Below are 6,979 nucleotides of genomic sequence, written 5' to 3'. Positions count from 1 at the left end.
GAGAAAGGATGGACATACAATCATCGGCTTAAGAGAAAGGGTCTCCCCATTCAAAAAGTTTACGGGTCAGGTAGTGCCTTTAGAAAAATGCCTGATTTTCAGTCCTGTTGTAGAAAAAATAATTCCACTATTTTCAGACATTTCAACGAAACATAATCTCACCCCTTACAACCCATTAACGAGGAAAGGGTTTCTGAGACACCTTATTTTAAGAGAGTCAAAAACTACGGGTAAGGTAATGGCACTTCTTGAAACAACAAACGGTGAGCTACCTGACACAGAAGGCCTTTGGCAGAAGTTAGTTGAACAGATTCCAGAAGTTAAAAGCCTTTACAGGGTAATAAATAATAGACACACAGACATTGAAAACTATGAAAAACAGTATCACCTTTTTGGGGAACCATACATAGAAGAGTTAATAAGTGGTTTTACATTTAGAATTTATCCACAATCCTTCTTTCAACCTAATAGCAAGGGAGCTAAAGTGCTTTATAACAAAATAGTTCAACTGTCACAGCTCAAAGGTAATGAGAAAATATTAGGCCTCTACTGCGGAACAGGTCCAATAGAAATGTTTCTTTCTCGTACTGCAGAAAAGGTAACAGGCATTGATTCAAATTCTACGAATATCATGAATGCCATCGAAAATTGTCAACTCAATGGTATAAAAAACTGTTCTTTCTACAAAGGGAAAGTGGAAAAAGTACCGAAAGATATACCCATTGATAAACCTGATCTTCTTGTAATAGACCCTCCCAGGAGAGGTATGAGCAATCAGGGACTAAAACTAATTTTGGACCTCTATCCCAAAAAAATTGCATACGTTTCCTGTAACCCATCAACACTGGCAAGGGACATGAAATATTTGCAGGAACACAATTATACTGTTAGGAAGATTGCGTCCTTTGACTTTTTCCCTCATACAGCCCATTTAGAAGTACTTGTTATATTTGAAAAAACTGATTTACTTTTTTAATAGTTCTGATAAAATTGAAATTATAAGAAACTGCTATTAAAGAGCTGGGGGGTTAAAATGAAAATGGGTAGCATTAATGCAATGTTTGACCCTAAGACCATTGCCCTTATCGGGGCAAGCGATGAACCAGGCGCTGTTGGAACAGCAATCCTTGAAAACCTTCTTTCACCAGGGGATAGAAAGATATTTCCTGTGAATCCTCATAAAGAAAAAATATTAGAGCTAAAATGCTACCCAAATATCACAAGCATTCCAGAACATATTAACCTTGCAGTAATTGCAACACCAGCCAAAACTGTACCTGAAATTGTTGAAGAATGTGGAATGGCTGAAGTAGATGGGGTTACTATAATTTCTGCAGGATTTAAGGAGATCGGGGAGGAAGGAAAAAGGCTGGAGGGTGAGATAATTGAAATTAGAAAAAAATACGGTATGAGAATTATAGGACCAAACTGTATCGGTGTGATCAGACCCAATATTGGTTTAAACACATCCTTTTTAAAAGCAAACCCTGCCCGTGGCAACATTGCTTTTATTTCGCAAAGCGGCGCTTTAGGTGGTGCCATACTCGACTGGGCAATTAATGCACACATTGGTTTCAGTATGTTTGCATCCCTTGGTTCAATGATCGATATAGATTTCGGCGATATGATTGACTTTCTTGGTGACGATTACCATACAAGAAGTATTATGCTTTATATGGAGGGTGTTGGTAATGCAAAAAAATTTATGAGCGCAGCAAGAGGGTTTGCACGGAGCAAACCCATAATCATTGTAAAACCAGGGAGATTTATGGAGAGTGCGAGGGCCGCACTCTCTCATACAGGTACAATGGCGGGAGATGATCAGGTTTATGATGCTGCATTTAAAAGAGTAGGAGTGATTAGGGTAAAAGAGTTTGCAGGTTTATTTAACACAGCAGAGGTTCTTGACTCGAAGTACCTACCAAAGGGTCGCAGGCTTGCAATTGTCACAAACGCAGGTGGTTTTGGTGTGATAGCAACAGATGCATTAATTGACTTAGAAGGAGAACTCGCAAAGCTTTCAGAAAAAAGTATAAGCGAGCTTAATTCATTCTTACCTTCGTTCTGGAGCAAAGCCAATCCGGTTGATGTGCTGGGAGATGCGGATAACAAGCGGTATGTGAAGGCCATTAAGGTCTGTCTGGACGATCCTGACGTGGATGGTGTCCTCGTCATTTATGCACCACAAGCCATCTCCAAACCTGACAAGTTAGCAAGCTCAGTTATTGAAATTGCAAAGCAGGCATGGAAACCAATAATAGTAGCAATGGTTGGTGGAGAATATGTTCAAAAAGGGAGAGAGATCCTGCTTAGTAATAATATACCCACATATGAAACCCCTGAAGATGCGGTAAAAACATACCTTTACATGTACAAATATTACAGAAACCTTGCATTGCTTTATGAAACTCCCGCTGAACTTTCATTAAAAGAGGCGCCGCCCAAAAATCATTTGAAGGCCTTTATAAGGAGGGTTGTTAAAGAGGGGAGAACCATTCTTTCTGAAGAAGAATCAAAAGACTTTTTAAGCGATTACGGCATTCCGATCACCGTGCCCTACCTGGTTCACAGCATTGATGGAGCGATAAGCATAGCAAATAGAGTAAAATACCCCGTAGTTTTGAAGATTGCATCCCCTGACATTACACATAAAAGTGATGTCGGTGGTGTCAAGGCCGGGATAAGGTCTGAAGAAGAATTGAGGGAAGAATATTCACAGTTACTGAGAGGGGTCAAGGAAAAAGTCCCGCAAGCAGTAATATCGGGGATTACTATCCAGAAGATGATTGATAAAATAGACTACGAAGTTATTTTAGGGACAAAAAAAGATAAAGATTTCGGTTCAATCATCCTCTTTGGAATGGGAGGAATAGGTACAGAAGTATTCAAAGATATTTCGATCGGTCTTCCTCCGTTAAACCAGACACTTGCACGGAGATTAATGGAGGAGACAGAAGTATATAAGATGCTCCAGGGGTATAGAGGGAAAAAACCTGCCGATATGAAAGAACTTGAACACATATTGGTAAGCTTCTCCAATCTGATTGTTGATTTCCCAGAAATTGCCGAAATGGATATAAATCCAATTGCAATATCAAACGGAAAAGCATATGCCCTTGATGCAAGAATCATCATAGACAAAGAATATATTGATTATACTGTCCAGTACCCACACCTTGTAATTACACCTTATCCAACAAGATATACAACAACATGGAAATTGATGGATGGCACCGAAGTGACGCTTAGGCCGATAAAACCAGAAGATGAACCACTAGAGCATGAAATGCTTTCTACCCTTTCTCAAGAAACACTGAGAACAAGATTCTTTTCTATAATAAAAGATATCACCCATGAAATGCTTATCAGATTCTGCAATATAGATTATGACAGGGAAATAGCTATTGTCGCAGAATTGAGAGAGGGCGATAAAAGAAAGATAATAGGTATCGGGAGGCTTATCATTGAACCCTACTTCAGAAGTGGTGAATATGCAGTACTCGTGCATGATAATTACCACGGAAAAGGTCTGGGTTATAAACTCGTTGACGTAATAATAGGCATTGCTCAGGATAAAGGGCTGGAAGAGATTTATGGCACGGTACTTACAGAAAATGAAAAAATGTTGAGGATTGCAAGAAAATTAGGATTTACAACAAAAATGCAGCCTGATGGAATAACCGAGGTAAAACTGGTATTGAAGTAGATCCGTTTTTAAACCGCTGCAGCATATCACATTGAATTTAGAACAGCGGCTTGGTAACATATGGCATTTAAGACTCACCAATTCATGCGGAGGAAATACTAAATGCGCCGAGACCACAGATTCTACTTGGATCTCAAAGTCGAGAACATGACCGAAGAACAAGCGAGTCAGACGTTGGCAGAACTCGCAGATCAGATCACGCATCATGATAAACTCTATTACGCCCAAGATGCTCCCGAAATCAGCGATGCTGATTACGATGCTCTTCGACGAATCAACGAGAAGATTGAAAAACGATTCCCGCATCTTGTGAGACCTGATAGCCCATCAAAAAGGGTTGGGGCACGGCCAGTTGCAGCCTTCAAAGAGGTTTATCACTCGGTGTCGATGCTGTCTTTAGACCTTGCGAACACCCGCGAGGGTGTGGCAAATTTTCTTAACAGTGTTCGTAACTTCTTCATCGAACTTAGTACTGACCCCTCATTGCCAATTGAAATAGTGGCTGAACCAAAAATCGACGGTCTGTCATGTTCTGTTCGGTATGAAAATCACAGACTCATCCAGGCGGTCACTCGCGGGGACGGAGAGAAGGGTGAAGACGTTACGGCTAATGTTAGGACGATTCGTGATGTTCCAAAGGAGCTTCCCGAGAACGCTCCAATGGTTTTCGAGGCACGCGGCGAAGTATACATGGAAAACAGCGATTTTCTTAGGCTTAATGAACAACAAAAGCAGTCCGGAGATAAAGTATTTGCAAATCCACGTAACGCAGCAGCCGGAAGCCTCCGCCAACTCGATCCTTTAATTACTGCAGCCCGGCCTCTCCACTTTTTCTTCTACGCTTGGGGGGAAATATCCGAACCCATCGCTCAAACGCAGTGGGAAGCCAGAAAAATGCTCTCTAACTGGCATTTCAAATTGAACGAGCCGTCACGTCTCGTAAGAGGGCTAAACGAGATGATTGATTACTACGACGAAATCCAGAACATACGGTCTACCTTGTCCTTTTCAATTGACGGGATTGTTTACAAACTCAACAGACTGGATTGGCAGAGGAGGTGGGGCTCTGATGCACGGGCTCCACGCTGGGCCATTGCCTACAAATTCCCGTCCGAGCAAGGAAAAACACATCTTAAAAACATCAATATTCAGGTTGGACGGACTGGTACTCTTACTCCGGTGGCGGAATTGGAGCCAATTAGTCTTGGGGGCGTTCTGATTTCGCGCTGCACTTTACATAATCAAGACGAAATAGAACGTAAAGATTTTCGTGTTGGAGACCAGATCATCATCCAACGGGCTGGTGACGTGATACCGCAAGCTGTGTCTGTCGTTTTTGCTAACCGACCCGGCGATACCACAAAGTACATCTTTCCTGATCGCTGCCCAGTATGCGGAAGCCGTGCGTCACGCAAGTTTAACGAGGCGGCTTGGCGCTGCACGGGCGGCCTTGTGTGCCCGGCTCAATTGGTGGAAAAGTTAAAGCACTTTGTGTCCCGTGATGCTTTTGATATTGAAGGGCTTGGTGAGAAGAACATAGAGGCTTTTCACAGAGGTGGTCTGATAGGCTCACCAGCGGACATCTTCAGGTTGGAGGAGCGCGATAGGGATAAACCAAACCCTCTCAGGAGTCGTGAAGGCTTCGGTGACGTGTCAGTTCGTAAACTTTTTGAAGCTATACGAAGGCGCCAAGTCATCTCACTGGATCGATTCATCTATGCACTCGGTATTGATCAAGTTGGGCAAGCAACAGCTAAGCTGCTGGCAAAAAATTTTCGCTCACTGAGGAACTGGAGACAAACAATGGAGATGGCCAAGGATAAAAGCACTAATGCCTACGAGGAGTTGAAAAACATAAACGGTATCGGTGAGAATATGGCAGATACAATGGTAGCGTTCTTCTCAGAACCGCGCAATGTACACATCCTGGATAAGTTAGGCTCTCTCATCGAAGTAACTGACTTTTCTGGCCCAGACATTGATTCTTCGCCCCTCTCCGGTAAGAACGTCGTTTTTACAGGAAGGTTAGATACGATGAGTCGCAGTGAAGCGAAGGTTAAAGCAGAGGCGCTCGGGGTCAATGTTACTAGTTCCGTATCTAAGAAAACAGATTACGTAGTGGCTGGGGCTGATCCAGGGTCTGATGTTAAGAAGGCCCACGATTTGGGGATTCCGGTGCTCATGGAAGGACAGTGGCTTGCATTCATAGAAAACCTTTAGGGTAAAGACACAAAGAAAGAGAGAAAACGATGATAGGCCAGTGGGGTTTCTTAACAGTTCCGCTTGGGGCTGACGCACCATGATGGAAAAATACCAAAATGTCTTTTTCCCTGAACATAACTGAGAAGGAGATTGCATGAGCGAGAAATCACTGAGTGTTCTGGAGATTCTTCTTGATAGAAAAAGGTTGAAGACAAAAAAGGCAAACCGGCTTACAGATATTCTTAGAGCCCCAGAAGAGGATTATACGCAAGACTGGTATATGTGCATCCCAAGGTGTTTCAATGATACTCTCGATATCAAAAAGACGATCAGAAAAGAACATGGGCAGGATAAATTGGTGTGGACACAAGGCACTGCGTTCTCCTTTAAGGTTGGTGACACTATGTATGACACTCCGTCAGCCTATTCTCTTCCTTGGTCTCAAGCATTACAAAAACTGAGGCTGGCAGTGCAGGTTAAGGAAGTTATAGACGCAATGCAGTCAGATAAAAATGTACCAGGATCGTCTACGAATGTTGTCGTTGAAATCTTCGTCCCAAATGACACCAGGACAAGGCTGGAGAGAACTGGAGAATATACACTGCCCCAAGATGATTTTGTCAGATTCCTTATCATCGGACCAGAAGGAAAACTGAAAAACCTGATGCCGAACAAAAAGCAATACGGGTAGGCAACCATAAACAAGATGGATAAGTACAGGTTTCTTGTCAGAGGAAGCACCGGACAGTATGAGGTAACGTTTACTAGAGAGGGTGATCAACTAACAACAAAATGCACATGCCAAGCGGGAGAGTATGGTCTGCATTGCAAGCACCGTATAGCAATTATTATGGGAGATACTTCGAACATTTTGAGTGGAAATGAGAATCAAGTAAAAGAAATAAAAGAACTGATTAAAGACACTGATGTTGGTACTGTCAACTTAATTGTGTAAATTTTTTATAGAGGGGCAAATTAGGACGTACCTTCCCTATTTTCGTTGTTCTCCAGCTCATCTCCATCTTCAGAGAGATAAATGCAAGGAGCAGATAACAGGCATTCTCTCCGGCT

Annotated in this window: 4 protein-coding genes; all 4 read left to right on the top strand. The window is 42.4% G+C overall.

From position 1 onward, the window contains the following. Positions 1 to 976 (top strand): 23S rRNA (uracil(1939)-C(5))-methyltransferase RlmD (rlmD, locus tag NTU69_05775; protein ID MCX5803029.1); only part of this gene is annotated, 976 nt, incomplete at its 5' end. Between the two features lie 57 nt (positions 977 to 1,033). Then, positions 1,034 to 3,706, top strand: a complete 2,673-nt coding sequence (locus tag NTU69_05770; GenBank protein ID MCX5803028.1) for a bifunctional acetate--CoA ligase family protein/GNAT family N-acetyltransferase — start codon at positions 1,034 to 1,036, stop codon at positions 3,704 to 3,706. Between the two features lie 147 nt (positions 3,707 to 3,853). Beyond that, a complete protein-coding gene (ligA, locus tag NTU69_05765) occupies positions 3,854 to 5,926 on the top strand; it encodes an NAD-dependent DNA ligase LigA (GenBank protein ID MCX5803027.1) in 2,073 nt (690 codons plus the stop codon). Between the two features lie 136 nt (positions 5,927 to 6,062). After that, on the top strand, positions 6,063 to 6,599 hold the full coding sequence (locus NTU69_05760) for a hypothetical protein (protein MCX5803026.1): 537 nt from the start codon (positions 6,063 to 6,065) through the stop codon (positions 6,597 to 6,599). Positions 6,600 to 6,979 lie beyond the last annotated feature (380 nt).

The sequence above is a fragment of the Pseudomonadota bacterium genome, assembly GCA_026388215.1.
In the GTDB taxonomy this organism is placed as follows: domain Bacteria; phylum Desulfobacterota; class Syntrophorhabdia; order Syntrophorhabdales; family Syntrophorhabdaceae; genus JAPLKF01.
This window is presented reverse-complemented; position numbering and strand designations above follow the sequence as displayed.